Below are 1,703 nucleotides of genomic sequence, written 5' to 3'. Positions count from 1 at the left end.
GCAGAAGTTCACTGTGCCAGAGTCTGCAACTGTTAATTATAAAGGGCGTAGTGAGCCTGCAGTTTTCGATAAAACGGCGGATTCTGTATGGGTTTTGCAGGAAGATAAGTTAGAGCTGGTGGATGATCTGGTCCAACTGCATGCTGAGTTAGAACGTGGGCCGCAAGCAGGTGCTCAAGTTAAGCGTTACAGTACTATCACCTTTCATCAGTCGTATGGCTATGAAGAGTTTATCGAGGGCTTGAAGGCCAGCACAGATGATGAGGGGAATGTGCATTACTCGGTAGAGGCGGGCGCATTCTTAACGCTGTGTCGCCGAGCAGAGCAAGATCCAGAGCATCAGTACGCTATCTTCATTGATGAGATTAACCGAGGCAATATCTCCAAAATTTTCGGTGAACTGATCTCGCTGATTGAAATTGATAAACGCGCACACGGCGAACATCCAATGGCCATTAATCTGGCCTACAGTAAGCAGCCATTTAGCGTGCCTTCCAATGTCGATATTATCGGCACGATGAATACCGCCGATCGCTCGTTGGCGTTGATGGATACCGCGTTGCGTCGTCGTTTTGATTTTATTGAATTGAGGCCAAATTCTGCCTTGCTGACGGAAGTGCCGGGTATTGAATTGGGTGATGATGTGGTCATTAGCCTCAGTCAGTTGCTTACCACATTAAATGCCCGAATTGAGGCGCTGTATGACCGAGAGCATACCTTGGGCCATGCGTTTTTCTTCCCAGCCTACACCGCAGCCCGCAATGGCGATCATGCTCAGGCATTTAGTGCGCTGAAGCTGGCATTTCAAACCAAAATCTTGCCCCTGCTACAAGAGTATTTTTATGACGATTGGAGCAAAATCCGCCTTGTGTTAGGGGATAACCAAAAATGCAATGAACTGCAATTTATCCACCAGCGTAATGTGGATTACAAAGCCTTATTTGGTAGCCACTATGAGGCGGATAGCTTTGCCAGTGCGCAGCAATATGTGCTGGTGGGTGAGGCTGATCCGGTATGGGATAACAACTTAGCTTATCTGGCCGTGTATGCACCGGAAGATGCAAATCAGCGTCAGCTTACTCAAGTTAGCCAAAACAACGCACATGCAAGCACTCGCCAATCTGATGTCAAGCAGAATGAGTGAGTCGGTGAGCAGTAAAGATATTGCGCTGTTTGAGTATGCCTATTTAGTCAGCCAAGACAGTGATATTGCACAGATCCCACATGAGATTGCTGCAATATCGCCTGCGGCCTTTGCCTATTTAAGAAAAATGGCCTTAGGTGCAGAGCAAGAGAGCCGATTGTTTCGGCTGTGCTCAAAATTTGGTGTAGAGGCTTTGCAGGTTCAGCACTATGCAGGGGTGATATTCACCCCTGATGGTACGCAGATTGAGGTACTACCGAAACTAGGCCGACCCGCAGCCATCGGCAATGTGCAAAATCTTGCATCAGGCATGTCATCAAGCACCACATCAAATAATGCAACGCACTGTACTGATGCGCGTAATGCACTGCTGATCATGCTGCAAGCCTTAAAAGAGTTTGCGCATATTCAAACTGATTCGGCCAATATCCGCTGTCAAAAGATGTCACTGCTTGATGTGTTTATTAGCCAGTTTCTGGACTCGGTTAATGAGCTGGTTAGAAAGGGTATTCGCAGTGACTATGTTCGCTGTGAAGATAACATGAGCTACTTAAAAGGG

The 1,703-nt window shown here is 47.3% G+C and carries 2 protein-coding genes; both read left to right on the top strand.

What is annotated here, in order from left to right:
• Positions 1–1,144: McrB family protein (locus ACRC27_RS03980; RefSeq protein WP_438639242.1), on the top strand; the 1,144-nt coding region annotated here is incomplete at its 5' end.
• 4 nt (positions 1,145–1,148) lie between these two features.
• Positions 1,149–1,703: 5-methylcytosine restriction system specificity protein McrC (locus ACRC27_RS03975; RefSeq protein ID WP_438639241.1), on the top strand; the 555-nt coding region annotated here is incomplete at its 3' end.

It is taken from the genome of Plesiomonas sp., from assembly GCF_051650925.1.
GTDB lineage: Bacteria > Pseudomonadota > Gammaproteobacteria > Enterobacterales > CAMTGL01 > Plesiomonas.
This window is presented reverse-complemented; position numbering and strand designations above follow the sequence as displayed.